Source organism: Neorhizobium sp. DAR64860/K0K1, assembly GCF_050500205.1.
Lineage (GTDB): Bacteria > Pseudomonadota > Alphaproteobacteria > Rhizobiales > Rhizobiaceae > Neorhizobium > Neorhizobium soli.
Map to the genome: position 1 here is coordinate 2974294 of NZ_CP191459.1, position 24921 is coordinate 2999214.

The window sequence follows — 24921 nt, forward strand, 5'->3', positions numbered from 1 at the left end:
AGCTCCTCACTTGCTGGTCAGGCACCCATTAAACTCTCTGCCGGCTCGGCAAACAAGCTGTTCGGGCCGGTACCAATGATTCGTACACGGATAATCTCACCGATTTGCGATGTTTTTGCATCAACATTCACAGACTGGAGCCAGGGCGAACGGCCGATCACCTGCCCGGGCATACGTCCCGGCTTTTCCAGAAGCAGATCGATCGTCTTTCCAACACAGGATGTGGCGAAATCGGCCTGCTGTTTCAAGAGCAAAGCCTGCAATCGTTCGAGACGCTCGGCTTTTACCTCTTCAGCGACCTGATCGGTGAGATCCGCGCCGGGTGTTCCCGGCCGGGTCGAATATTTGAACGAGAAGGCGGAGGCGTAGTTGACGTCCTCGACGATCTTCAACGTGTCTTCGAAATCCTGATCGGTCTCGCCCGGGAAACCGACGATGAAATCTCCCGACATGGCGATATCGGGACGGGCATTGCGGATGCGGTCGATCAGCGCCAGATATTCGGCGCCCGTATGGCGACGGTTCATCGCCTTCAGGATGCGGTCGGATCCCGACTGAACCGGCAGATGCAGATAGGGCATCAGGATGCGCAGGTCGCGATGCGCCTCGATCAGTCGGTCATCCATGTCGCGCGGATGGCTTGTCGTATAGCGCAGGCGGGCAAGGCCCGGGATTTCAGCAAGACGATAGAGAAGGTCGGAGAGACCCCAGTCGTTCCCGGTTGGACCTTCAGCGCTCCAGGCATTGACGTTCTGACCAAGCAGGGTGATTTCGCGCACGCCGCTTTCGACCAGCCGGATGGCTTCGTCGACAATCTGGCTGATGGGGCGCGACACTTCCGAACCGCGGGTATAGGGGACGACGCAGAAGGTGCAGAACTTGTCGCAGCCTTCCTGCACGGTGAGGAAAGCCGTGACGCCGCGGGCACGAATGAGCTTGCGGTCGGTGGCCGGCAGATGGTCGAACTTGTCCTCGACCGCGTATTCCGTATCGACCACCGGCTTGCCGCCGCGAGCCTTGCGCAGCGCATCCGGCAGGCGGTGATAGGTCTGCGGGCCGATCACCACGTCGACCGATGGCGCGCGGCGGATGATTTCCTCGCCTTCCGCCTGGGCGACGCAGCCGGCAACGCCGATCATCAGTTCGCGGCCTTCGGCAGCACGCGCCTTCTTCATGTCGCGCAGACGCCCCAGCGCCGAATAGACCTTCTCGGCGGCCTTCTCGCGGATATGACAGGTGTTGAGGAGGATCAGATCCGCCTCGCCCATCTCTTCGGTCGCGACATAGCCTTCGCTCGCCAACGCGTCGCCCATGCGGGTCGAATCGTAGACGTTCATCTGACAGCCGTAGGTCTTGATGAAGACCTTGCGGGTGTTGGGGATGGTGACGGGCTCTTCTGCCGGCGAAAGGGTGACGTGTTCGTTCATGGCCGTCTCCTTACTCCAAGAAGGACCGGATTTGAAGCGGTTCTAATCGGCGTCGTACTCTCTTTGGCGAAGATGCCTGATCAGCATGCGGCGAAGCCGGGCGGTAATGGTCTGGCTGAGATGCTTGCGGTTGTCGCCCGTGCGGAAATCGACCGTCTCGCCGAACGCCACATCCACGTCGATCGCGCCTTCCTTCAGCACGCCCATCAGGTGCGGCATGAGCTCGATATCCCCCGGCCAGGCCGCAAGCGGGCGGTGGAAACGACCCATCGCCATGCCGTGCACCCGCGTATAGGCGATCGATACAGGCTGGACATACACGACGCCGTGGGGCGTGTGCGGCACGGCGGCAGCGGCTGCCCCGAACAGCGAGGACTTTACCTCGAGCAGGCGGTTGCCATCCGACGTCGTGCCTTCCGGGAAGAGCACGACGATCTCGCCCGCCGTCATGCGTGCGGCAATCTCGTTGATCTGGTCGCCGGTGCGGCGTTTTTCCTCGCGGACGACGAAAATCGTCTTCTGCAATTTCGCGAGCGTGCCGAAGATCGGCCATTTGGCGACTTCCGACTTGGCGATGAAGACGACATCCGCGATAGCACCAAGCACGAGGATATCCTTCCACGAGACGTGGTTGGAGGCGAGCATCAGGGGGCGCCGATGCTGCAGGTGACCGTGGACGTGGATGCGGATGCCGAGCAGGAAGCAGGCGGTGCGGTGCCAGAGGCGCGGAATATAACGGCGCATCTTCAGATCGAAGGCGAGGCCGATCAGCTGAAACGGCAACAGCACAGCCGTGGCCACCAGCAGACAGACGACGATGAACCCGATGCGGATTGAGGTGATCACTGTCGATCCTTGGCTGTCGTCACGCCGTTCGTGTTCAGGCTATTCGTCTTTGTCGAGCGGGATGCCGTAGAGTTCCAGCCTGTGTCCGACCAGCCGGAAGCCGAGTTCGCGGGCAATGCGCTCCTGCAGCGCTTCGATCTCCGCAGATTGGAATTCGATCACCGTGCCGGCATTGAGATCGATCATGTGATCGTGATGTTCTTCCGGCACCGTCTCGTAGCGAGAGCGACCGTCACGGAAATCGTGGCGCTCGATAATGCCCTCGTCCTCGAACAGTTTCACGGTGCGATAGACGGTCGAGATCGAGATCCGTGGATCGACCTTGGAGGAGCGACGATACAGTTCCTCGACATCCGGATGGTCGTCGGAGTCCTGCAGGATACGCGCGATCACCCGGCGCTGATCCGTCATGCGCATGCCCTTCTCGGCACACAGTTCCTCCAGATTTTTGGAAAGATCCGTCATGACGTTTTGGCCTTCAAATGCTCTCGTTTCATCACGAACTAACGAAGAACGCGGCTCATGACAAGCGCCGAGGACCGTCGTCCATCGGCACCGGTATAATAGGCCGGGCGTTCGCCGACCTTTTTGAAACCCAGCCTGCCATAGAGCGTCACAGCGGCCTTGTTTTCGGCCTCGACCTCGAGGAACATTGTTTCGGCGCCGCGCGATGTCGCTTCGCGCAAGCCGGCCTGCATCAGCCTCCATCCGAGCCCAAGACGGCCAAACTTTTCGGGGACGGCGATCGTGAGAATTTCCGCATCACCGGCTGCTTCGCGCACCAGCACGAAGCCCCCGAAGGGTTTTGAAAAGAACGCGTTGGTCTGGCGTGCGACGAAGCCGAACACGCCTTTCTGAAGAAGAAGATTCTGGAATTCGCCATCGTTCCAGCCGCGCGGGAAGCGCGCACCATGAAGCTCGGAGACTTCGACGCAGTCGGAACTCTCCATCGGGACGACTTCGAAAAACGGCTTCCAGCTGAGATAATCGTCAAACATCGGGCATTCGGTCGCGTGAAAGAATTGAACGACGCGGAGTTATGAGATCTGCCGCGCCAACGCAAAGCCTGTCTGCGGTTTTGCATCCGGTCCACGAAGATAAAGCGGTTTCGGCTTTTGCGAACCTTTCGGCTTTGCAGCCGCAAGCTTTGCAATGACGGCGATATCGAAATGGTCAGGCAGGACCGGCGCCTCGTGCGGGCGCCATGACCCGGTCACGTCGGCCGACAGCTGGGCAATGAGTGCTGCGGCATCGTCCGGAGACAGTGCCGTGGGTTCGCTGAGCGGGGAGCCTTCGGCTGAAAAGGCCTGGGCATAGACCTCGTCCCGCTTGGCATCCATGACTGCCACGACGGGGCGTCCGGGATGCTTTGCAAGATGTGCGGCGGCCAGCGTTTCGAGCGTGGTGACGCCGACGCATTCCACATTGAGCGCCAGTGCCAGACCGCGGGCGGCCGCAACGCCAACTCGAATACCGGTAAACGAGCCCGGGCCGATGCCGACGGCGATACGCTGCACGGATGGAAGTTGAAGGCCAGCTTCATCAAGCGCCTCGTCGACGATCGCCATCAGCCGCTCTGCATGACCCTTGCCGATCGTCTCAGTGACGGACGAAAGAAGTCTGCCGGACGCGCCATCATAGAGCGCGGCGGAACAATCAACCCCGGTAGTATCGATGGCCAGAACGAGCATGTGCGGAACTGTTTTTCGAAATCAGATGGCTTCGACGGCCTGCACTTCAGGCACGAAGTGCTTGAGCAGGTTCTGAACGCCATGTTTCAGGGTCGCGGTCGAGGACGGGCAGCCGGCGCAGGCGCCCTTCATGTTGAGATAGACCGTGCCATCCCGGAAACCCTTGAAAGTGATATCACCGCCATCCTGGGCAACGGCCGGACGAACGCGGGTTTCCAGCAGTTCCTTGATGGTCGCGACGAGGGTCTCGTCGTCGGCCTCGTAGAACTCACCGTCTTCATCGGTATCTTCGGCAAGCGACGAGGCGCCGCCCATGACCGGCTGACCGGACATGAAATGCTCCATGATCGAGCCGAGGATGGCCGGCTTCAGGTGCTGCCATTCGGCGCTATCCTTGGAGACGGTGATGAAGTCGTAGCCGAAATAGACGCCGGTGACGCCGTCGATGCCGAACAGTCTGGCGGCCAGCGGAGACGCATCGGCCTCGCTCGCATTGCGGAAATCGGCCGTGCCCTTTTCCATGACGATCTTGCCGGGCAGGAACTTCAGGGTTGCCGGATTTGGTGTGGCTTCCGTCTGAATGAACATGATTTGTCTCCTTGACCCGTGCGCGCCAGCGGGCGCCGCAAACTTAGAACTCTTCCAAAGAAGATAGTCGCGATCAGCTTTTGGTTCAAGTGCGCCTTTCTGCCAATCCGGTCAAGAGAGAGGTCAGGCGAGCGCGTCGATTTCCTCGTCGGTCAGCGTATCAGGCAGAACGGTGACGGGAATGGGGAAAGCAGCACCCCTGCCCGCAACCGCCGAGACCAGCGGGCCCGGACCTTCCTTGGTCGAACCGGCCGCCAGAACCAGAACCGCAATGTCCCGGTCCTCTTCCACGAGCATGTTGATCTGCTCAGGCGCGCTTCCCTCGCGGATGACGATTTCCGGATCGATCCCGATCGTTTCGCGCACCCTCTGGGCGGCCTTGGCCATGATCGATTCCGCTTCTTCCATAGCTTCGGCGCGCATGATCTGCTCGACGCCGATCCATTGCTGGAAATCGCCATCGGGAATGACGAACAGCAGCACCAGGCCGCCATTGGAATTCTTCGCGCGGCGGCCGGCATAATGCACGGCAAGCTCGCATTCGGGGGTGCCATCGATGACCGCTATGAACTTGCGCCGATGTCCCTCAAGCCTGGAAAGCCGTTTCGAAACCATGCCGCCCCCTCAATTCCCGTCGGACGTTGTCGTTGTGGCGAAATTATACGAACCCGCGAAAATGAAAACCCGCCACGCGACCGTGACGGGTGCAAGATTTTCGGGCGCTCTCCCGCTTAGCGCAGGAAACCGACGATATCGAAGACTTCGCCCATGACCTTTTCGGCGCGGGCGCGGGCACGCTCGCCCCCATCACGCAGGATGGCATCGATATGGGTCGTGTCGTCCAGCAGACGGCGCATTTCGAGCGAGATCGGCGCCAGGACATGAACGGCGAGGTCGGCGAGAGCCGGCTTGAACACCGAGAACTGCTGGCCGCCGAATTCGGCAAGCACATCCGCCTTGGTGCGATCGGCGAGTGCCGCGTAGATACCCACGAGATTGGCGGCTTCCGGGCGACCTTCGAGGCCTTCGAGTTCGCTCGGCAGGCCTTCCGGATCGGTCTTCGCCTTGCGGATCTTCTTCAGGATCTCATCGGCATCGTCCATCAGGTTGATGCGCGACAGATCCGACGGATCGGATTTCGACATCTTCTTGGTGCCGTCACGCAAGCTCATGACGCGCGGGGCCGGACCATCGATCAGCGGCTCGACGAGCGGGAAATAGCCGTGGATCGGTTCTTCGCCGACAACCATGTCGACGCCGGTGCCGGTAGCCCGGATCTTGTCCTGGAAATCGATATTGAACTTCTGGGCGATATCGCGGGCAAGTTCCAGGTGCTGCTTCTGGTCGTCGCCGACAGGCACATGGGTGGCGCGATAGACGAGAATGTCAGCCGCCATCAGGCTCGGATAGGCGAGCAGTCCGAGCGAGGCGTTCTCGCGGTCCTTGCCGGCTTTGTCCTTGAACTGGGTCATCCGGTTCATCCAGCCGATGCGGGCGACGCAGTTGAAGATCCAGGCAAGCTCGGCATGCTGCGGCACGGCGGACTGGTTGAAGACGATATGCTTCTTCGGGTCGATGCCGGAGGCGATGAACGCTGCCGCGATGGAGCGGATCTGGCCGCGCAGATCGTCATGCACGAGCTGGGCCGTGATCGCGTGCAGATCGACGACGCAGTAGATGCAGTCGTTGTTTTCCTGCAGGGCGACGAACTTGCGGATAGCGCCGAGATAATTGCCGAGATGGAGATTGCCGGTGGGCTGGACACCGGAAAAGACGAGCGGCTTGAAGCTGTTCATTCTAGATCCTCGATAGGCTGATGGAAGGCCTCAGGCCGTTGGACTTGCGCAACCTGACAAGTGTGCGTGCTTGCCGCTGCGGCGCCCCGCGGGCCATGTAGCTGATGGCCGGGCTTATGCACGCCCCGCCACGAGGGATCAAGAGGCTGCATCATTCGCGTGCTGAATGAGATCCCAAAGGTTGCTGTAGCAATCGGCAAACACTGCGACCGTGCCATAGGGTTCGTGGCGCGGTTCTTCGATGAAGCGGACGCCTTTGGCTGACAACCGGGCGTGATCACCGGCAAAATCGTCGGTTTTCAGGAAAAAACTTACCCTGCCTGCCGTCTGGTTGCCGATCGCCGCCGTTTCGGCGACGCCGTCGGCGCGTGCCAGCAGGAGCGCGGCCCCATCTCCGCCCGGCGGGCGCACTACCACCCAGCGCTTGGTCGCCTCCAAAGGGGTATCGGAGACAAGGTCAAAGCCCATGATTCCGCAGTAAAAATCGAGCGCCCGATCGTAGTCGTCAACGACCAGCGTGACCAGAAATAGGGAACGGATCGACATCGAAACACACCTTGTTTTGTCGTGGCGGGTACAGGTCTTCGACGCTTACTGCCCGCCATGTCAAGGAACTCGAAGCAACCATAAGGTTAACGCAGCTTAACCCATGAGGCAGACAAATCCCACTTTGGGGCAAATTCCTCCATACTGAGGTCACTTTTCGGAAAGAAATACTCCCCCACCAAGTCGACCCCTGTCGGTCGTGAGTATTTTCCGAGGTTTACCCCAATGCGCATCTTTTACCGCGTCGCGCTGTCCTGCTTCATGACGCTCTGCCTAACGCTGTCCGCGACCGCACAAGCCGCCGAAAAAGGCGAGAAACGCCGCAGCAGTTCTTTCAAGCACGACTACTCTGCTTACTATACTGTCCAGCGCGTCAGCGTTCGGACCAACTGCTTTCCCGAGAAGCTGGGTGCCATCCTTGCCCATATCGCCAAGGAAACCGGCAAGAAGCCGATGGTGACCTCCGGCCACCGTCCGCGCTCTGGAACATCACAGCACAGCCATTGCTACGCCGCCGACATTCGCGTTCCCGGCGTTGCCGAAAAGAGGGTGCTTGCGGCAGCAGCAAGCGCCCCGGGCATCGGCGGCATCGGCCGTTACTGCAACGGCATCGTGCATGTGGATGTCGGCCCGCGACGCGCCTGGGCGCATTGCGGCAAGGGTGGAAAAGGTGGCAAGGGCAGCCTTGCAAGCCTGAAGCGCCGCGGAAAGTCCTGAGATCAGGACTCCGCCGGTGGTGGAACCGCAGACTTTGGCTTCCGCTTGATGTTTCGCCTGATCATGCCGAGATCGGCACCGCCGATCGCAAACGCGCAGGCGAAATAGACGACCATCGCAATCCCCAGAAGGCAGGCCAGAGCCAGCACCTGTGTCAACAGATGCGAGCCCGGTTGCAACCATGGGCTGGCATAGGGAAGCGCATAAAACAGCGCCGCCGCCATCACGCCCGTTGCGACCAGCAATAAAGCGGTGCGCCGGGCAAGCGCCCATTCCCAGACGAGATCGCCCCGCCAGACCAGCGTCGAGAATAGCAGGATCGTGTTGATCCATCCCGCCGCGGCTTCCGCCGTCGCGATGCCGCGTTCGGCGATCATCGGAAACAGCGTGATGGCGAGGCCGGAGTTGATGACGACCGACACCATGGTAAAGCGCATCGGCGTTTTGGTATCCTCGCGGGCATAAAAGCCCGGCTGCAGCGCCTTGATCAGAACGAAACCCGGAAGACCGATGCCATAGATGGCAAGGATCGAGGCGACGACGGTGGTGTTTTCCGCTGAAAACGCACCGCGCTCGTATAGAACGCGGATGATCGCATCCGACAGCATCCAGAGACCGGCAGCGGCAGGAAGCGTCAGGAACAGCACGAATTCGATCGAGCGGTTCTGGATGTTGCGGGCTTCCTTGACGTGGCCGCCCTTCAGCGCCCGTGACAATTCTGGAAGGAGCACGACACCGACGGCAACGCCGACGACACCGAGCGGCAGCTGGTAGATGCGGTCGGCATATTGCAGGGCAGCGATTGCGCCTTCCTTGCCCGACGCAATCGCCTGGCCGATGATCTGGTTGATCTGGGTAATGCCGCCGGTGATCGCGGCCGGAACCGCGAGCCAGAGCAGGCGCTTGACGTTGGGTGTCATCTTCGGCCGGCGAAAGCCGATATTGATGCCCGCGTGGCGCACGCCCACGTAGACGACGCCAAGCTGCAACACGCCCGCAACCAGCACGCTCCACGACAGATACCAGGCGATTTCGCGCGGATCGGCGCCAACCCAGAGGCCGTAGAGAAGCGCTGCGATCATCACCACGTTCAAGAACACCGGCGCGATGGCGGCGGCAAAGAAATGATGCAGCGAGTTGAGCATGCCGCTCATCATCGCCGTCAGCGACATGCACATGAGATAAGGGAACATGACGACAGCCATGCGCACCGTCAGCGCGGTCTTTTCCGCGTCATCGGCAAAGCCCGGGGCAATGACCCACCGCACCAGCCAGGGCATGGCCAGCTGCATTGCGATGGTGATGATCAGCAGCGCAGAAAACAGGACGCCGAAGACCTCTTCGGAAAACCGCTTGGCACCATCGACGCCGTTCGCCTCGATTTCCTTGGAAAACAACGGGACGAAAGCGGCGTTGAAGGCGCCTTCGGCAAACAGACGGCGAAACAGGTTGGGAAACCGGAAGGCGGCGTAAAACACGTCTGCCATCGGCCCGGTGCCAAGGGCTGCCGCCATGAAGGTTTCACGGGCGAAACCGAAGATGCGGCTGCCGAGCGTCGCGCCGCCGACGGTTGCGAATTTTCTGGCGAGGCTCATCGGGCTTGGCTCATCGTCTTGCGCTCATGCTTTTGGATCTGAGATTGTTCATGTTCTGCCTGTGCAATGGCGTGCGCCATTCGTCCGCTGCCCTGCCCCACAGTTTCTGTGGCGCGAAAAGAGCAGACCGAACGAAGCACCCGTTCAGCAGGGATAGCACCGGTGTCGTGTTTCAGACACTGGCTTTCGACTTCCGCGGCAAGACATTCGCTCCGTCGGCAGCCGCCGGCTGGGGCGCGACGATCCCATCCGGCATGGCTTCCTGAAGCTCGTCTTCCTGTTCGGCCATGACCGCCTTCAGCCGGGCGATGATATTGCCCTGGCGGTTTTCGTTGGTGACCTTATGGCCGACGAGATCGGTGACGTAGAACGTATCGATCACCTTTTCGCCAAACGTGGTGATCCGCGCCGACTGGATATCCAGCGAAAGATCGGCAAGTGCCGCAGTGATTTCCGCAAGCAAACCGGTGCGATCGAGGCATTCCACTTCGACCACGGTGAACTTGTTGGAAAGCCCGTTGGAGACGATCGCGGACGGCGGAATATCGAAGGCCTTGTTCTTGTTCTTCTTGGCTTTCGCCCGGCTGGCGATGACTTCCGGCAGGCGCTTCTTGCCTGCAAGCACGTCCTCGATCATCCGTCCGATCGTGCCGCCACGGCGCATCTCGTCGTCATCGACCGCAAATTCCCGGTTGATGTGGATCGTATCCAGCGCGCGGCCATCGGAGGTGGTGAAGATCTGCGCATCGGCGATGTTGGCACCGGCAGCCGCACAGGCGCCTGCGATAATCGACAAAAGACGCGGATGGTCGGGCGCCAGAACCGTGATCTCGGTGATCGCCCGGAAACTGTCGGTGCGCACCATGGTGGCGAGCGGCTTGCCGGCCTTGTCGGTTTCGCGGATGAAGCTCGCGTGGCGCACCTGGTCCTCGACGGGCACGGAGAGGAGATACGGCTGGTAATGCAGCTTGACCAGCGCCTCGCGGTCCTGCTCGCTCCAGTCGGAAAGGGCGTTGGCCAGATCTTCCTCCGCCACCTTGGCCCGCTCCTTGCCGGATGCTTCTGAGAAGCCGCCGGAGAGCCGCAGCTCCGTCTCGTAGTACAGGGTGCGCAGCAGCTGACCCTTCCAGCCGTTCCAGACACCCGGGCCGACGGCGCGGATATCGCAGATGGTCAAGACCAGCAGAAGCTTCAACCGATCCAGCGACCGGACTTTTTCGGCAAAGTCGGCGATGGTCTTGCGATCGTGCAGATCGCGGGTCTGCGCCGTCATCGACATGATCAGGTGCTGTTCCACCAGCCAGACGACGAGCTCGGTCTGCTTGGCGTTGAGGCCGAGGCGAGGGCAGAGTTTCTTAGCGATCCGGGCGCCGGCGATCGAATGATCCTCCTGGCGGCCCTTGGCGATATCGTGGATCAGAACTGCGACATAGAGCGCCGCGCGCTCCTCGATCGTCGGCATCAGCTTGTTGGCGAGCGGATGCATGTCCGCCGCTCGGCCGTGATCGATCTCCGACAGCGCATCGACCGAGCGGATGAGATGCTCGTCGACCGTATAGTGGTGATACATGTTGAACTGCATCATCGCCACGACCTTGCCGAATTCGGGAATGAAGCGGCCGAGCACGCCGGCCTCGTTCATTCGCCGCAGCATCAGGCCGGGATCGCGCCTGGAGGTGAGGATGGAGAGGAAAAGGCGGTTCGCCTCGTCGTCTTCCCGCACGGCACTGTCGATGAGGGAGAGCGAACGGGTAATGCTTTTCAGCGCATCGGGATGCAGTTCCAGCCCGGTCAGGTCAGCCACGTGGAAAAAGCGGATGATGCTGACCGGATCGCGCTTGAACACGCCCGGGTCGGCAAGCGTGATGCGACCGCGGTCTTCCACGAATTCGACGGTGCCGGCGATCTTGTGCAGCCGCTTGGTAAAGCGCGAGATGACCCGCTGGGTGAGGCCCGGTGCGGCCTTGGCCTGCTGATCCTCGAGAGCGGCGCAAAGAATGCGGGTGAGATCGCCGACATTCTTTGCGACCAGGAAGTAATGCTTCATGAAGCGTTCGACGGAGGACAGGCCCGGACGCGCATTGTAGCCGAGGCTTGCCGCGATATCGCGCTGGATATCGAACGATAGACGTTCCTCCGCCTTGCCGGTCAGGAAATGCATCTGACAGCGCACGGCCCAGAGAAAGTCATCGGCCTTTTCGAAGGACCGTGCCTCCTCGCGCGAGAGCACGCCGAGCTTGACGAGTTCGGTCGTTTCGCGGACGCGGTAGTAATATTTGGCGATCCAGAACAGCGTGTGCAGGTCGCGCAGGCCGCCCTTGCCCTCCTTGACGTTGGGCTCCACCAGATAGCGCGTATCGCCCGCCTTCTTGTGGCGCTGGTCGCGCTCGGCAAGTTTGGCGGCGACGAATTCCGGACCGGTGCCGGCGACGACTTCCAGATCGAAGCGCGACATCAGCTGATTGACCAGCGCGCCGCTGCCGCAGATCGGGCGGCATTCGAGAATGGCGGTGCGGATCGTCATGTCGGTTTTCGACAGGCGAATGCATTCCTCCACCGTGCGGGTGGCATGGCCAACCTTGAAGCCCATGTCCCACAGAAGATAGAGCAGGAATTCCACCGCCTTGCGCATGGCTTCGGAATTCTTTTCGGGCAGCAGGAAAAGAAGATCAATGTCGGACCCCGGCGCCAGCGTGCCGCGGCCATAACCGCCAGTGGCGGCAACCGCGATCTCGCGGCCTTCCGGATAGAGGCTCTCGGTGATTGTTTCATTGAGGACGCAGATCAGCTGGTCCTGGATCCAGGATATGCGGCGGGCGCAGCGAAGACCGCTGCCATCCTGGCTCAGCAGTTCGCGTGCCTTTTCGCGACCGTCGACACTTGCCTGCCGCAGGATCGGCAGGAGAGCTGCCCGCGATTCCAGCAGCGGCCGATCCTTGGTTCCGAGCGCCTCGCGGCATTTCGTCTGCAGGCCGGCGACGTCCATCAGTTCGGAAAAATCGATATCGTGACGATGATCTTGTCTTGTTGCTTGCTTGGCCATGTCTTCCTGCCGGTGCCCGCCCTCTCCCTTCCCGATGGAGACGACGACGGATTTCGGGCACCTCCCCTAAAGCGTTCCCAGGTCCCTGCGGCCCTGCCCCATACGCTTTAGCTCATTTTTGTTGCGCAGCCGTTACCGCAGAGCGCTCCGCATGTGAGCAGCGTGCTTACCACGGTTACGGCTTGACGGCGCCAAGTTGTTTGTTCGCGACCGGAACGTCAAGCCCGATATTGCCCGGGTCTGCGATAGACTTCGATCCGCTGCGCCACTGACGCGGGCTCATGCCGGTGATGCGGCGAAACTCGCGGTTGAAGTTCGACTTGGTCGAAAACCCGACATCGAACATGATGACCGTCGCCGGCCGGCTGGTTTCGCGAAGCAACAGGCACGCTTCCGCGATCCGGCGTCTGTTGACGAACTGCGAGATATTGAGGCCGGTTGCGCGGTTGATGGCAACCGACAGATCCCGCGCCGGCACGCCGGCCTTGCGGGCGAGTTTCGCTAGACTGGGGTTTTCGTCGCGGTAGAGACCGTCCCGATCCAAAGCCTCTGTCGCGCGTAAGACGAGACCCTCATCCTGTGGATTGGCCTCATTTGCCTTCCCGTTCGGCAGCGGGCCTTCTCCTGCTTCCGGCGCAAGATAGTAGATGCCGGTTACCACGAGAACGACGATGTTGATCGCCGTCAGGACAAGCGGAATGTCGTCCCTCCCATTGAACGTCGTGTAGATCGAGAGGGCAGCATCGCTGACTGCGAAAAACAGCATCAGCGCCGCCGTCATTCTTGCGGCCCGCAGGGCGGGACGCATTCGCTGAAGGCTGGCTTCGACCATGAGATCGGAACCGTCCGAACGGGTCAGCCGCCAGAGGGCGACGCCGTAAAAGAGAAAGATCACCAGCAGGAGCGGATCGACCAGGATCGGTGCGAAGACGACCGAAGTGCCGACGCAAAACGGTGCGGCGACGTGGCGCCAGGGTGCAGATCGCCCGCCGCCGGAAAGCGACTGGAAGGCGAGAAATGCGAGCGGCGGCATGACGGAGGCGGTGACCGGCTGAACCGGTGCGAGCGCCGTTATGCCGTAGCCGAAATGAAGGCCGACGACCAAGCCCTGGGCCGCATAGAGAACGACAAATGCGATGAAGTAGCGACGGCTTCCCGGCACGTCGACGCCTTTGAGGCTGTGATAGAGAGCAAGGGCAAAGACGATACCGACCAGAAACGGCAAAGGGATAGAGAGCACTGCAGTGACCCCGGCGGGAAATGGCCTGAAACATGTTTGAGGTCCGACCATATCACGATCGAGGTCGAAAGGCAGGCAGATACAGGCGCAAGGGTGGTGCCGTTCACAACCCCGATGGAGATTTCCATGGCCCTGCCCCTACCCCGCCTTCGCCTTGCAACCCTTGCCCTGATCGGTTTCGGGTATTCCGCAACCGCCTTGCCGGCCTTCGCCTTCGAGGCGGGAACCCAGTGGATCCAGATCAATCCGTCGCATCGAACCCAACCCGAGAGGGTGCTGATCACCTACCCGGCGAAGGCCGACGGCGAGCCGTATACGCTGGGCGCCGATGCTCTGTGGGTCGGCGTGCCTGCTCGCCGCAATGCCACGCCTGTGCAGGAAAAGTTTCCGCTGGTCATTCTGAGCCATGGCTCGGGCGGCAATGCAGCGGGGCTGGGCTGGCTTTCGACAGAACTCGCGCGCAACGGCTTCATCGTTGCGGCACCCAATCATATCCATTCGACATCAGGCGATTCCATTCCAGTGGAAAGCTTCAAGATCTGGGAGCGGGCACAGGATGTTTCAGCCCTGATCGATACACTGACGACGAGCGCCACCTGGAGCGCGCTTGTTGACATGGAGCGGATCGGCGGCATCGGCTTTTCACTTGGGGGCAACACGATGATGCTGACCGCCGGTGCCCACGCGTCGCTGCAGACCTTTGTTGCCCATTGCGCGGAGGCAGGCGGCAAGGATGCGGGCTGCAACTGGTTTCAGAAAGGCGGGGTGGATTTCTCCAAGGTCGACCGGGAGGCATTCGAAGGTGGTTATGGCGACAAACGCGTTTCGGCGGTAATTGCGATCGATCCGGGCTTTGCCGTGGCTTACCAGAACGAAAGTCTTGCCGGCATCGGCAGGCCGATGCTTTTCATCAACCTCGGCGAAGGCGACGGCATCATGTCCGGCACCAACGCCAAGTCGCTGGCGGTCGATATTCCGGAGGCCAACTACGCGCTGGTTCCCGGCGCAAACCATTTCTCGTTCCTGAGCATCTGCAATGCGAACGGAGCCGAATTGCTGAAGCAGTATGAGGATGATCCGGTTTGCGATGAGGTGAGCGACATCCCACGCGAAAAGCTGCATCAGCAGATCTTCTTCAATATCGCCGTCTTTCTGCGCAGAACGCTGCTGGAACGCTAAGCGCTCAGCCGACGGCAGGACGGAGGCCTTCCGACAGGGCCTCCTTCACCGCGAGTTCGGCCATGGCAAGCGTTGCTTCGCGGGTTCTGGCGGCGGCGATAAAGCGGCCGTTGTGGCAGAACGTGGCGCCTTCGACACCGGATGCGGCTTCCAGATCTGCATTGGTGAGCCCGGCCCATGCGGCGGGGAGATCGGCGCGCAGTTCGAAACCGTCATCGGCACGGCGGATGCCGGTGACGCACCAGTCCTTGTCGCGCGGGTGGACGACGAAGAGAAGCTGATCGGCGCCAGCCTTCAGGATGGCGGGGCGGAACGGCATGCCCATCGGCAATTCGAGGATGCGACCCTCGCCGGCCTTGGCAATGGCGTCCAGAACCAGCGTCTCTGCCCGCAGCTTTGCGGCGCGCTGGGAAATACCGGCTTCGACAAAGGCGCGGGCAATGACAAGCGCTGCATGGAAGGCGCGATCATCGGCGCCTTCGTCCTTTTCGTCAAAGGCGGGCTTCAGGGTTTCGAGAAGCGACGGCAGTGTCAGGCCGGCCATCGGACCTGCGGCCGAGGGGCTGAGCGCGCCATTGTCCATGAGGTCGATCGGCAGCACGAACTTGGTGTCGAAGGCTGCGTGCACCGCCTCGACATGGGCTTCCGGTACGCCGAAGGCGAGCAGGTAATCGCGGCCGTAGTGCTTCCAGATCAGGCCGAAGGAACTGAACGGCGCGCCGTCATCTCGCAAGGGCGCACCGCGCTGGTGATGATCGAAAATCTGCGCCTGCGCGTCGAAGGAGCCGCCGACGTCGTAGATGATGCGGTCGCCACCCGGCGTGATCCATTCGGGAGCCCGGCTGCGGACGATGCGTGCATCGGGGAACAGCCGCGTCAGGATGACACTGGACAGGAGTTCGTCGGCATGGAAGCCACCGGAATGGGTGACGAGATAATCTGGAGTCATGCCGCGATCAGCCTTTTCTTTCAATGGAAAGAATCAGATAGCCGGAGCGGAGGGCCTTCTCAAGCGCTGAGGTGTGGTTTCGGGAGAATGCGTCAGGAAATTGCAGTAATTTCGAGTTCATGACCGTTTACAGTCACGACATCGCCGACCGACTTGCCCAGAAGCGCACTTGCAACGGGAGAAACGTAGGAGATCGAACCTTCCTTCGGATCGGCCTCATCCTCGCCGACGATGCGATAAGCCTGCTCGCGGCCGTCGTCACGGCTGAAGCGCACCGTGTTGCCGAAGGCGACGACTTCAGTCGAAACCGGTGCAGGCACTAGCTGAGCGCTGTGCAGCCTCTCGGCGAAGTAGCGGAGGTCGCGCGCGGGACCTGCGGCCTGGCGGCGGCGCTCGTTGACGTCCTCAACCGTGTTGGCCGCGTCAAAAGCCTCCTTTGCGGTACGAAGCTGCGCTTCGAGCGCCTTCAGGCCGGCCTCGGTGACGAGGTTGGGATGCGACGAGACGGGCCTGTCCGGCAGCTGGGTTTCCGCTGCGGTTTCAGCACTTTCTTCCTTCACGAAGGCGACGCTCACGTGCGTGTTCCTTTCAACTGAGATGCGGCCTTACTTGGCCGCAAGTTGCTTCTTCAACGCATATAGGGCGTCGAGCGCATCGCGCGGGCTCATTTCGTCCGGATTGATGGCTTTCAGCGTTTCCTCGACCTTTGACGGACCGCGCTTCATCTCATCTTTTCTCACCGCCACCTGGAATAGCGGCAGATCGTCGATGAGCTGGCTTGCGGGGTTCTTGCGATCGCTGTCCTCAAGCTTGGTCAGCACATCTCGGGCACGGGCGACAACGCTGTCGGGCAGGCCGGCAAGCCGTGCGACCTGGATACCGTAGGAGCGATCGGCAGCACCGGGTCCGACTTCATGCAGGAAGATGACCTCGCCGTCCCATTCCTTGACCTTCATCGTGGCATTGGAAAGGCGGTTGAGCTTTTCCGAGAGCACGGTGAGTTCGTGGAAATGGGTGGCGAACAGCCCACGGCAGCGGTTGCCTTCGTGCAGGTGCTCGACTGCGGCCCAGGCAATCGACAGGCCGTCGAAGGTTGCCGTGCCGCGGCCGATCTCATCAAGGATGACCAGCGAACGGTCCGTCGCCTGGTTGAGGATCGCTGCCGTCTCGACCATTTCGACCATGAAGGTGGAACGGCCGCGGGCAAGATCGTCGGAGGCTCCGACGCGGGAAAACAGGCGGTCGACGATGCCGATATGGGCGGACGCGGCGGGCACGAAGGACCCCATCTGGGCAAGGATCGCGATCACCGCGTTCTGGCGCAGAAACGTCGATTTACCGCCCATGTTGGGGCCGGTGAGAAGCCACAGGGCACCGAACTCGTCGGTTCCGGCAGGCGAAAGATCGCATTCGTTGGCGATGAACGGGCCTGATGACTGACGGCGCAGCGCCTGCTCGACCACCGGGTGGCGACCGCCTTCGATCGCGAACATGCGCGACGCGTCGACTGCCGGGCGGCGGTAGTCCCACTCCTCGGCGAGCATCGCAAGGCCGACTGCAACGTCGACGATGGCAAGCGCGCGGGCGCCGGCCTTGATCGCTTCGGCTTCGGCGGTCACGGCCTCGACCATGAGACGAAAGGCTTCGAGCTCGATCGTCAGGGCCTGGTCGGCGGCGTTGGCGATGCGGCTTTCGAGATCGGCCAGTTCGGTCGTGGTGAAGCGCATCGCATTCGCCATGGTCTGGCGATGGATGAAGCGCGCCTTGCCCTCTGGCGTATCGGTCATCGGGCCGGCATTGCCAGCGGTCACCTCGATGAAATAGCCGAGCACGTTGTTGTGCTTGATCTTGAGCGACTTGATACCGGTCTCTTCGGCATATTGCAGCTGCAGCCCGGCGATGACCTTGCGCGACTGATCGCGCAGTGCGCGGACCTCGTCCAGTTCGGCACGTGCACCATCCGCAAGAAAGCCGCCATCGCGCTTGAGGAGCGGAAGGTCTTGCGCAAGCGTGGTGCCAAGCAGGGTTTCGAGTTCCGCCGGCAGCATCTTCAGATCATCGAGCGCCTCCGACAGTTCCTGCGGCAGCATGGCGCCACTGAGGAAGCTGGCAACGCCACGCGCCGCTTCGAGACCGGCGAGGATCGCACCGAGATCACGCGGGCCGCCGCGATCGAGCGCCAGACGTGACAGGGCGCGCGGCATATCGGGCACGTGTTTCAGCGAGGAGCGCAGATCCGAACACAGGCCAGGCTCGTCCCTGAGGAAGGAGACGGAATCGAGCCTTCGGTTGATGCGGTCGGGATCCGTCAGCGGCGACATCAGCCGTTCGGCCAGAAGCCTTGCACCGCCGCCGGTGACGGTTCGGTCGATCGCTTTCAGGAGCGTGCCTTCGCGCTCGCCTGACAAGGTTTTCGTCAGTTCCAGATTGCCGCGGGTGGCGGGATCGATGAACAGGGTGGAGGCACCGCTTTCGCGCTCCGGTCGGCCGAGCGGCGGGCGCTCCGCCATCTGGGTCTTTTCCACATAGGCGATGGCAGCTGCGGCCGCTGCCATTTCAGCGCGCGAAAACGTGCCGAAGCCATCCAGCGTGCCGACGCCGAAATAGCGCGCGATGCGGCCTTCCGACGTGGCGCTGTCGAACAGGACCGAAGGCTGCGGCACAGCGACGCGGCCAAGCACGTCGAAGACCGGCTTCAGCTCCGCATCGTGGAACATCGTATCCGGCATGATCAGTTCGCGCGGCTCGATCCGCAGGATGTCGGCGAGCAGGCGCGACGGCTCGGTTTCCGCCAACCGGAATACGCCGGTGGAGATATCGATCCAGGCAAGCGCCATCAGCGGTTCGGCAGCACCCTTGATGCGGGCAAGCGTCATCAGGTAGTTGGATTCCGAGGCGACGAGCAGTTTCTCTTCGGTGATCGTGCCGGGCGTGACGAGCCGCACGACATCGCGTTTGACGACCGATTTGGAGCCGCGTTTCTTCGCTTCCGCCGGGTCTTCCACCTGTTCGCAGACGGCAACGCGAAAGCCGAGCATGATCAGCCGCTGCAGATAGTCATCCGCTGCATGCACGGGCACGCCGCACATCGGAATGTCCTGTCCCATATGCTGGCCGCGCCTCGTCAGCGTGATGCCGAGAGCCCGCGAGGCATCGATCGCATCCTCGAAGAACAGCTCGTAGAAATCGCCCATGCGATAGAACAGCAGCGATCCGGGATTGTTGGCCTTGATCTCGATGAACTGTTCCATCATCGGCGTTGCCGACGCGCGGCTTTCCTCCGAAGCCAGCTGGTCGGTCGTCAGGGCATCGAGCGTAGGTCTTTGAAAATGGGTCACGGCACCAATGTTTGTTGCGCAGATTTATTGTTGCGTCTGGAAAGAGGCGACACTATCGGTGATGACCCTTGAATTACAACATCCCCCGCGACCTCGAGGGGCGCTGCCCACAAAAAGCTGGAGAGGCCAATGCCCGCAAACGACAAGACGCCGGAAAAGAACACGCGCAACAGAGCGTCGGTGACCGAGCAGGAAGCGCTTGATTTCCACTCGCAGGGCCGTCCCGGCAAGCTCGAGATCACCCCGACAAAGCCGATGGCGACGCAGCGCGACCTCTCGCTGGCCTATTCGCCGGGTGTCGCCGTGCCGGTTCTGGCGATCGCCGCCGACCCTTCCAAGGCCTATGACTACACGACGCGCGGCAACATGGTGGCCGTAATTTCCAACGGCACGGCAATCCTTGGTCTCGGCAATCTCGGTGCACTGGCATCCAAGCCGGTCATGGAAGGCAAGTCCGTCCTGTTCAAGCGGTTTGCCGATGTGGACAGTATCGATCTCGAGGTCGATACAGAAAACGTAGACGAATTCATCAATTGCGTGCGCTATCTCGGCCCGTCCTTCGGCGGCATCAATCTCGAGGACATCAAGGCGCCGGAATGCTTCATCATCGAGAGCCGCCTGCGCGAGCTGATGGACATCCCGGTTTTCCATGACGACCAGCACGGCACGGCGATCATCGCCGCCGCCGGTCTCATCAACGCGCTGGAACTGACCGGCCGCGACCTCAAGACGACGAAGCTGGTGTGCAATGGCGCGGGCGCTGCCGCGATCGCCTGTATCGAGCTGATCAAGGCGATGGGCTTCAACCCTGCCAACATCATCCTCTGCGACACCAAGGGCGTGATCTACCAGGGGCGCACCGAGGGTATGAACCAGTGGAAGAGCGCCCACGCCGTCAAGTCCGACAGCCGGACGCTGGAAGAGGCCATGAAGGGTGCCGACGTGGTGTTCGGTCTTTCCCAGAAGGGTGCGTTTACCGAAACGATGATCCGCTCGATGGCGGACAAGCCGATCATTTTCGCGATGGCCAATCCCGATCCGGAAATCACGCCGGAAGAAGTGGCGCGCATCCGCGACGACGCGATCATGGCGACCGGCCGCTCGGACTATCCGAACCAGGTCAACAACGTGCTGGGCTTTCCCTACATCTTCCGCGGGGCGCTCGATGTGCGAGCCCGGCAGATCAACGATGCGATGAAGATTGCCGCCGCGCAGGCGCTGGCCGATCTAGCCCGCGAGGACGTGCCTGATGACGTGGCTGCCGCCTACCAGGGCAACCGCCCGCGTTTCGGGCCGCAATACATCATTCCCGTGCCGTTCGATCCGCGGCTGATCTCGGCCATTCCCGTCGCTGTCGCCAGAGCCGCAATGGAAAGCGGAGCAGCGCGTCGCGACATCACCGACCTTGACGCCTATGGTCGCGAGCTTTCCGCCCGCCGCGACCCGATCGCTGCAACGACGCAAGGGATCTACGACCGGGTTCGCCGCTTCCCCAAGCGCGTGGTGTTTGCCGAAGCCGAAGAAGAGCAGGTCATGCGGGCCGCGATCTCGTTCTGCAGCCAGGGTCTCGGCACTGCGATCCTGCTCGGCCGCGACGATGTGATCCGCGAGACGGCCGAAAAGGCCGGTATCGACCTCGAACGTCCCGGCATCGAGATCATCAATGCGCGCATTTCCAATCGCGTCGATACCTATATCGACTTCCTCTACGCCCGCCTGCAGCGCCATGGACTGCTTCTGCGTGACGTGCAGCGGCTGATCCACCACGACCGCAACCATTTTGCCGCGACCATGGTGGCCGTGGGCGATGCGGATGCGATGGTAACCGGCACGACGCGCAATTATGCGACCGCTCTTTCCGACGTGCGCCGCTGCATCGACGACAAGCCCGGACACAGGGTGATCGGCGTGTCGATCGTGGTGGCCCGCGGCCGGACGATCTTCGTGGCGGATACCGCCGTCCACGACATGCCGACTGCCGAGCAGATTGCCGACATCGCCGTGGAAGCCGCGCGCGTCGCCAAGCGCATGGGCTACGAGCCCCGGGTGGCGCTGCTTGCCTATTCCACCTTCGGCCAGCCGATCGGCGAACGGTCGGAGCGGGTCCGCGAGGCGGTGAAGATCCTCGACGGACGTCGGGTGGATTTCGAGTATGACGGCGAGATGGGTGCCGACGTGGCGCTCAATGCCAGCCGCATGGAGCAGTATCCGTTCTGCCGTCTCTCCGGCACGGCCAACGTGCTTGTCATGCCGGCCATCCATTCGGCCTCGATCGCCACCCGCATGCTGCAGGAAATCGGTGCCTCGACGCTGATCGGGCCGCTTCTCGTCGGTTTGGATAAATCGGTGCAGATCACCCAGATGGGCGCCAAGGACACTGAAATCGTCAACATGGCAGCCATCGCCGCCTATAACGCGGGGTCCTGAGAGACCCCGCACCGACGCATTTGTTGAAAGCTTGAACCGATCGGATTAGGATGTCTCATCTGGTCCGATCGGAGTTTTCGTCTCATGAAGACCGTCAGCATTCAGGAAGCCGAAGAAAACCTGTCGCAGCTTGTCGATGAAGCCGCGAATGGGGAACCGTTCGTGATCGCCAAGGCGGGCAAGCCGCTGGTGACGGTGGTTGCTGTCGATGAGGCGGCGACACCCGAGGTTACCGAACCCAAGAAACGGCGGATCGGATTTTTGAAAGGACAAATCTCTGTCCCCGACGATTTCGACACCGTGTTCGCCAAGGAAATTGAAGACATGTTCCACGGCGACGGGAAGTGAGGGCGCTTCTCGACTCTCACCTTCTGGTCTGGATCTCGGAGGACTCGCCCAAACTGCCGAAATCGGTGCGGGAAATGATCGAAGACGATCGCAACAGTTTCTTTTTCAGTGCGGTCAGTCTCTGGGAGGTGGCGATCAAATGTGCGCTCGGCAAGACCAGCTTTCAAGTTGACGTCCGACAACTCCACTCAAGCCTCCTCGAAAACGGCTATGCGGAGTTGACCCTGAGCTCCCGACACGCCTTTGCGCTCGAAACGCTTCCGCCCATCCACAAGGACCCGTTCGACCGCATCCTCATCGCGCAGGCGATGATGGAGGATATGGTGCTGCTGACATCTGACGAGATGTTGGGGCGCTACGGGGGACGGATCAGGCTCGTTCTCTAGTTCGCGAAGCGGCCGGCGTCGGCGCCGAAGTAGTTGATGTAGCGGCCGGAGATCGAGGCGATCGGTAGCACGATCAGCACATCCGTGGTGTTGAAGGCCTGATCGACGACGGCTCCCATTCCGATCATGGCGCCGAGGCGAAGGTAGCCCTTGACCAGCGGTGGCATGGCGGAAAGCGCCTGGCGCGGATTGATCGCCTCGGCCGGCATCAGATCCATGTTGCGATTGAGATCAGGCAATGCGTGGACCATCCACTCGTCCTTCACCAGCGCATTGTGATGGAGGAAGGACAGCGCCAGCGCGTGTTCTTCCGGACGCACGCCGGGGAAAGAGGCGCAGCCGAACATGGCATTGACACCATGCTTCAGCGCATAGGCCCAGTTGCCCTGCCAGAGCAGTTCGACGGTGCGTTTGGTGCGGTATTCGGGCAGCACGCAGGAGCGGCCGAGTTCCATGAACTGCTTGTCGGGATGGCGGGCGAGAAGTGGCGCGATATCGAACTCGGACGTCGAATAAAACCCGCCATTCGCCTCAGCGACGCTCTGGCGCAAAAGCCGGTAGGTTCCGACGATCTGGTCTTCGATTTCACCGTCTATCGCGTTGTCGACGACAAGCAGATGGTCGCAGATCGCATCGTAGCTATCGATATCCCGTCGAAGCCGCATCGCCTCGGGCTCGATCGTGGCGCCCATCTCCTCGACGAAGACGCGGTAGCGCACGGCCTGGGCGGCATCGATTTCGCGCAGGTTGCGGGCAAGCCTTGTTTCGAGCGTGCCGATGCGACCGAAGACATCGCTACCAACGCGGCTATTTGCCGGGTCAGCAGCCGGGGCCTGCTTTGTCTCAGAGGTCAATGTGCGGTTCAGGAGTTCGATAGCCATGGTGATTCTTCCCGTACCGGTTGGATCACCCGCGTTTAAACATGCATCTGCAACAAGAGCGTGACAGATATCGTCACAATAGGAAGTGGTGCAAGGCCCGTCAACGCGACTGTCAGGATGTGCTGGAAGCCTGCGCAAAAAGGCGCAATTCCTCAATCAGAACAGCCGGATCTAGCGGCTTCTGAAGCACTTTGCAGGCGCCCTGATCGATGACTTTGCGCCGCGCCTCGCCGCGGCTTTCGGCTGTCAGCACCATGACGGGGACCGGCTGCAGCGCGGTTCTGGAGGCGGCGGAGATGAGATCCATGATGTTGCCGCCGGGCATATGCATGTCGCAGAGAACGACATCCGGGCGGTTTTCGCCAAGGGCTTCGATGAGACTTCCGAAATCCTCCACGGAACGAACCGTGTGCCCTGCCTTGCGCAGAACCGCGGCGACCAGAAGCGCACTGACGGGATCGTCTTCTCCGAGAAGAATATCGAGGGCCGGACCGGCTTCCCGCTTGCGATCGACCGAGTTTGAATTTTCAGGAGCCGGCACGTCCATTACCGGGCGGTCGCGGGCGCCAAAACCACGCATGCGGCCACTCAGGACATCGACCAGCGATTTTTCGCGCAGCGGCCGGATCAGCCAGGCATCGAAATATTCCTGGGGTTGCGACGCCCTTTCCTCCGGATTGACCAGTAGAATACGGTGCAGCGGCGCGTGCGACGGTTCCCACGCGTAGTCGGAGGCCAGTCGGTGATCGACGATGAGATCGGTATAGGGCGAGCCTGTCGCTTTGGCCCGATCGATCAATAGCTGCACCTGGGCGGGATCGGACACATGCCTCCCACGGCCGCCGAGTGTTTCGATGCTGGAAACGGTCGCAAAGGCGGCCGGACCATCTGGCGCAAGCAGAAGCACGCGAGAGCCAAACAGCGAGCGGTTGCGAACGGCAGCACCGGCCGGCGCATCCTCGGCAAGACGCATGGGATAGCGGATGGTGAAGACGCTGCCATTGCCCTTGCGGCTGGAGACCGACAGCGAGCCGCCGAATTCGGCCAGGATGCGCGAGGCGATGCCGAGGCCGAGACCTGTGCCGCCGCTGCGCGTTTCCGCTGATCCTGCCTGTTCGAACGCACCGAAGATCCGGGTCTGCTCTTCCTCGGTCATGCCCGGGCCGGTATCGGCAACAGAAATCGCCACGGTCTCGTTCTCGATGAAGGCTCGAACCAGCACGCCGCCTGTGGTCGTGAACTTGACGGCGTTGCCGATGACGTTGAACAGAACCTGGCGAATGCGGGCAGGATCGAAGTCGAGAAGCTCCGGCACGGCGGCGGATACGGTGGCGGCGATCTCGATCCGTTTGCCATGGGCGCGGGGCGCGAGCATTTCCACGACACCTTCGATCAGCTGGCGCAGATCCGCTGCACGGTTGTTGAGACGGAACCGGCCGGCCTCCATCGTGGAATGATCCAGCAGATCTTCGACCAGTTGAGCCAGGGCGTAGCCGGACTGGCGGATACCGCTCAAGTAATTCTGCTGCTCCGCCGTCAGCTTCGTCTGACCCAAGAGGTGGGTCATCCCAAGAATGCCGTTCAGTGGCGTTCGTAGCTCATGGACGACGTTGGCGATCTGCGGAGAGCCCGAGACGTCGGCAGCAATGGCCTGTGGGCGGCGCCATTTGAAGATTTTTGTGAAGAGTGCGCGAAGAGCGCCTGGATGTCTCTGGACGTTCGCCGCGACCGGCTGCTCCGGCGTGCGGGGCACTCCATTCCATGCTACGTCGTCAGACCCGTCCTTCGGCGCGAGCGACGTGAAGGCCTGTGAGATACGGTTCTGTATTTCGGCGATGTCGCGCATACGGAAAGATTACCCGAGGTTTCCTTCCGAAGTCTTAGATCAATCCGGTAAAATTATGCCAATCGCTCGATTTCGCAA

22 protein-coding genes are annotated in these 24921 nt (G+C 61.5%); 5 read left to right on the forward strand and 17 right to left on the reverse strand.

Annotated features, from left to right (window positions below):
• Positions 1-17: 17 nt before the first annotated feature.
• From miaB to ACQY1J_RS18985, 9 genes are all read right to left on the reverse strand, one after another.
• Positions 18-1427 (reverse strand): tRNA (N6-isopentenyl adenosine(37)-C2)-methylthiotransferase MiaB, encoded by a 1410-nt coding sequence (gene miaB, locus ACQY1J_RS18945; protein WP_430250563.1) that lies wholly within the window; start codon positions 1425-1427, stop codon positions 18-20.
• Between the two features lie 42 nt (positions 1428-1469).
• Entirely contained in the window at positions 1470-2273 is an 804-nt protein-coding gene (locus tag ACQY1J_RS18950) for a lysophospholipid acyltransferase family protein (protein WP_430250564.1), read from the reverse strand.
• 39 nt (positions 2274-2312) lie between these two features.
• On the reverse strand, positions 2313-2738 hold the full coding sequence (locus ACQY1J_RS18955; RefSeq protein WP_062454001.1) for a Fur family transcriptional regulator: 426 nt from the start codon (positions 2736-2738) through the stop codon (positions 2313-2315).
• Positions 2739-2776: 38 nt separating this feature from the next.
• On the reverse strand, positions 2777-3271 hold the full coding sequence (locus ACQY1J_RS18960; RefSeq protein ID WP_430250565.1) for a GNAT family N-acetyltransferase: 495 nt from the start codon (positions 3269-3271) through the stop codon (positions 2777-2779).
• A gap of 39 nt (positions 3272-3310) precedes the next feature.
• Positions 3311-3964: a tRNA (adenosine(37)-N6)-threonylcarbamoyltransferase complex dimerization subunit type 1 TsaB gene (gene tsaB / locus ACQY1J_RS18965; protein WP_430250566.1), complete on the reverse strand. Its 654-nt coding sequence runs from the start codon at positions 3962-3964 to the stop codon at positions 3311-3313.
• Positions 3965-3985: 21 nt separating this feature from the next.
• Positions 3986-4552, reverse strand: coding sequence for a NifU family protein (locus ACQY1J_RS18970; RefSeq protein ID WP_174195519.1), 567 nt, complete (start codon positions 4550-4552; stop codon positions 3986-3988).
• Between the two features lie 123 nt (positions 4553-4675).
• Positions 4676-5167: a universal stress protein gene (locus ACQY1J_RS18975; RefSeq protein WP_062454005.1), complete on the reverse strand. Its 492-nt coding sequence runs from the start codon at positions 5165-5167 to the stop codon at positions 4676-4678.
• A 116-nt stretch (positions 5168-5283) separates the two neighbouring features.
• Positions 5284-6348, reverse strand: coding sequence for a tryptophan--tRNA ligase (gene trpS, locus ACQY1J_RS18980; protein ID WP_092663740.1), 1065 nt, complete (start codon positions 6346-6348; stop codon positions 5284-5286).
• Between the two features lie 138 nt (positions 6349-6486).
• Positions 6487-6894, reverse strand: a complete 408-nt coding sequence (locus ACQY1J_RS18985) for a VOC family protein (protein WP_430250567.1) — start codon at positions 6892-6894, stop codon at positions 6487-6489.
• Between the two features lie 225 nt (positions 6895-7119).
• Here ACQY1J_RS18985 and ACQY1J_RS18990 point away from each other — a divergent pair, with 225 nt between their 5' ends.
• Positions 7120-7611: a YcbK family protein gene (locus ACQY1J_RS18990; protein WP_062454008.1), complete on the forward strand. Its 492-nt coding sequence runs from the start codon at positions 7120-7122 to the stop codon at positions 7609-7611.
• A gap of 2 nt (positions 7612-7613) precedes the next feature.
• Here ACQY1J_RS18990 and murJ read toward each other — a convergent pair whose 3' ends face one another.
• The 3 genes from murJ to ACQY1J_RS19005 form a co-directional block, all read right to left on the reverse strand.
• Positions 7614-9206 carry a murein biosynthesis integral membrane protein MurJ gene (murJ, locus tag ACQY1J_RS18995; RefSeq protein ID WP_430250568.1) on the reverse strand — a complete coding sequence of 531 codons (1593 nt, stop codon included), beginning with the start codon at positions 9204-9206 and terminating at the stop codon, positions 7614-7616.
• Positions 9207-9378: 172 nt separating this feature from the next.
• Positions 9379-12249 carry a [protein-PII] uridylyltransferase gene (locus ACQY1J_RS19000; RefSeq protein ID WP_430250569.1) on the reverse strand — a complete coding sequence of 957 codons (2871 nt, stop codon included), beginning with the start codon at positions 12247-12249 and terminating at the stop codon, positions 9379-9381.
• 175 nt (positions 12250-12424) lie between these two features.
• Positions 12425-13489: a helix-turn-helix domain-containing protein gene (locus tag ACQY1J_RS19005; RefSeq protein WP_430250570.1), complete on the reverse strand. Its 1065-nt coding sequence runs from the start codon at positions 13487-13489 to the stop codon at positions 12425-12427.
• 126 nt (positions 13490-13615) lie between these two features.
• On the opposite strand from ACQY1J_RS19005, the gene ACQY1J_RS19010 reads away from it, so the two are divergent.
• Complete coding sequence (locus ACQY1J_RS19010) at positions 13616-14668, forward strand: alpha/beta hydrolase family protein (protein ID WP_430250571.1); 1053 nt, start codon at positions 13616-13618, stop codon at positions 14666-14668.
• Positions 14669-14672: 4 nt separating this feature from the next.
• Here the strand turns inward: ACQY1J_RS19010 and ACQY1J_RS19015 are convergent, their stop codons facing one another.
• The 3 genes from ACQY1J_RS19015 to mutS all read right to left on the reverse strand — a co-directional run bounded on the left by ACQY1J_RS19015 (position 14673) and on the right by mutS (position 18871).
• Complete coding sequence (locus tag ACQY1J_RS19015; protein ID WP_430250572.1) at positions 14673-15617, reverse strand: MYG1 family protein; 945 nt, start codon at positions 15615-15617, stop codon at positions 14673-14675.
• Between the two features lie 92 nt (positions 15618-15709).
• The gene (greA, locus tag ACQY1J_RS19020) at positions 15710-16192 is read right to left on the reverse strand and encodes a transcription elongation factor GreA (protein ID WP_092663754.1); all 483 of its coding nucleotides are present in this window, start codon (positions 16190-16192) and stop codon (positions 15710-15712) included.
• Positions 16193-16222: 30 nt separating this feature from the next.
• Positions 16223-18871: a DNA mismatch repair protein MutS gene (gene mutS / locus ACQY1J_RS19025; RefSeq protein ID WP_430252002.1), complete on the reverse strand. Its 2649-nt coding sequence runs from the start codon at positions 18869-18871 to the stop codon at positions 16223-16225.
• Between the two features lie 213 nt (positions 18872-19084).
• Here mutS and ACQY1J_RS19030 point away from each other — a divergent pair, with 213 nt between their 5' ends.
• The 3 genes from ACQY1J_RS19030 (at position 19085) to ACQY1J_RS19040 (ending at position 22116) form a co-directional block, all read left to right on the forward strand.
• Positions 19085-21382, forward strand: coding sequence for an NADP-dependent malic enzyme (locus ACQY1J_RS19030; protein ID WP_430250573.1), 2298 nt, complete (start codon positions 19085-19087; stop codon positions 21380-21382).
• Positions 21383-21466: 84 nt separating this feature from the next.
• The gene (locus tag ACQY1J_RS19035; RefSeq protein WP_430250574.1) at positions 21467-21730 is read left to right on the forward strand and encodes a type II toxin-antitoxin system Phd/YefM family antitoxin; all 264 of its coding nucleotides are present in this window, start codon (positions 21467-21469) and stop codon (positions 21728-21730) included.
• Positions 21727-22116, forward strand: a complete 390-nt coding sequence (locus ACQY1J_RS19040; RefSeq protein ID WP_430250575.1) for a type II toxin-antitoxin system VapC family toxin — start codon at positions 21727-21729, stop codon at positions 22114-22116. Before ACQY1J_RS19035 ends, ACQY1J_RS19040 begins: the two co-directional genes overlap by 4 nt.
• On the opposite strand, the gene ACQY1J_RS19045 is transcribed toward ACQY1J_RS19040, so the two are convergent.
• Positions 22113-22997, reverse strand: a complete 885-nt coding sequence (locus tag ACQY1J_RS19045) for a GNAT family N-acetyltransferase (protein ID WP_062454017.1) — start codon at positions 22995-22997, stop codon at positions 22113-22115. The genes ACQY1J_RS19040 and ACQY1J_RS19045 overlap by 4 nt on opposite strands.
• A 112-nt stretch (positions 22998-23109) precedes the next feature.
• Positions 23110-24843 (reverse strand): ATP-binding response regulator, encoded by a 1734-nt coding sequence (locus ACQY1J_RS19050; RefSeq protein ID WP_430250576.1) that lies wholly within the window; start codon positions 24841-24843, stop codon positions 23110-23112.
• Positions 24844-24921 lie beyond the last annotated feature (78 nt).

Excerpts from the sequence above, each read along its gene's own strand:
- miaB (WP_430250563.1), bottom strand. The coding sequence starts at position 1,427 with ATGAACGAACACGTCACCCTTTCGCCGGCAGAAGAGCCCGTCACCATC.
- ACQY1J_RS18955 (WP_062454001.1), bottom strand. The coding sequence starts at position 2,738 with ATGACGGATCTTTCCAAAAATCTGGAGGAACTGTGTGCCGAGAAGGGC.
- ACQY1J_RS18960 (WP_430250565.1), bottom strand. The coding sequence starts at position 3,271 with ATGTTTGACGATTATCTCAGCTGGAAGCCGTTTTTCGAAGTCGTCCCG.
- tsaB (WP_430250566.1), bottom strand. The coding sequence starts at position 3,964 with ATGCTCGTTCTGGCCATCGATACTACCGGGGTTGATTGTTCCGCCGCG.
- ACQY1J_RS18970 (WP_174195519.1), bottom strand. The coding sequence starts at position 4,552 with ATGTTCATTCAGACGGAAGCCACACCAAATCCGGCAACCCTGAAGTTC.
- ACQY1J_RS18975 (WP_062454005.1), bottom strand. The coding sequence starts at position 5,167 with ATGGTTTCGAAACGGCTTTCCAGGCTTGAGGGACATCGGCGCAAGTTC.
- trpS (WP_092663740.1), bottom strand. The coding sequence starts at position 6,348 with ATGAACAGCTTCAAGCCGCTCGTCTTTTCCGGTGTCCAGCCCACCGGC.
- ACQY1J_RS18985 (WP_430250567.1), bottom strand. The coding sequence starts at position 6,894 with ATGTCGATCCGTTCCCTATTTCTGGTCACGCTGGTCGTTGACGACTAC.
- ACQY1J_RS18990 (WP_062454008.1), top strand. The coding sequence starts at position 7,120 with ATGCGCATCTTTTACCGCGTCGCGCTGTCCTGCTTCATGACGCTCTGC.
- murJ (WP_430250568.1), bottom strand. The coding sequence starts at position 9,206 with ATGAGCCTCGCCAGAAAATTCGCAACCGTCGGCGGCGCGACGCTCGGC.
- ACQY1J_RS19000 (WP_430250569.1), bottom strand. The coding sequence starts at position 12,249 with ATGGCCAAGCAAGCAACAAGACAAGATCATCGTCACGATATCGATTTT.
- ACQY1J_RS19010 (WP_430250571.1), top strand. The coding sequence starts at position 13,616 with ATGGCCCTGCCCCTACCCCGCCTTCGCCTTGCAACCCTTGCCCTGATC.
- ACQY1J_RS19015 (WP_430250572.1), bottom strand. The coding sequence starts at position 15,617 with ATGACTCCAGATTATCTCGTCACCCATTCCGGTGGCTTCCATGCCGAC.
- mutS (WP_430252002.1), bottom strand. The coding sequence starts at position 18,871 with ATGATGGAACAGTTCATCGAGATCAAGGCCAACAATCCCGGATCGCTG.
- ACQY1J_RS19030 (WP_430250573.1), top strand. The coding sequence starts at position 19,085 with ATGCCCGCAAACGACAAGACGCCGGAAAAGAACACGCGCAACAGAGCG.
- ACQY1J_RS19035 (WP_430250574.1), top strand. The coding sequence starts at position 21,467 with ATGAAGACCGTCAGCATTCAGGAAGCCGAAGAAAACCTGTCGCAGCTT.
- ACQY1J_RS19045 (WP_062454017.1), bottom strand. The coding sequence starts at position 22,997 with ATGGCTATCGAACTCCTGAACCGCACATTGACCTCTGAGACAAAGCAG.
- ACQY1J_RS19050 (WP_430250576.1), bottom strand. The coding sequence starts at position 24,843 with ATGCGCGACATCGCCGAAATACAGAACCGTATCTCACAGGCCTTCACG.